Raw genomic sequence first — 305 nt, 5'->3', positions numbered from 1 at the left:
AAAAGCACCTGTGATATACACAAAGTGCTTTTCTCTTGTCAATTTATCTATTTTCACTATATTTATCTATTTTCTTTTTATAACTCAAATTTCTTCGAATCGTACTTTTCTAGAGTTTGCTGYAATTCATTTTGTTCATATGGAATATGTTTATCTGTCTGTACATCTTCAACATTTTCTCCACCTGTYAATAATCTCCTGTACTTAAAAGAGTGCCCTGTTAATACTGTTGTAATCATTTTGTATTGCCCTCCTTTTGTTTGATTACTTGTATCATAAAACAAGTATCTGAAGTTGATATGTAG

At 29.7% G+C, this 305-nt stretch carries 1 protein-coding gene; it reads right to left on the bottom strand.

Features of this window, described 5'->3' with window-relative positions:
• Window positions 1-77: 77 nt before the first annotated feature.
• The coding region (locus AC1DKZ_RS33220; RefSeq protein ID WP_476997989.1) for a hypothetical protein at window positions 78-305 on the bottom strand (228 nt) is incomplete at its 5' end.

The organism is Bacillus sp. 05T21 (assembly GCF_056396785.1).
Note: the sequence above shows the minus strand (reverse complement) of the source record. Positions and strands in the feature narration are given on the sequence as shown.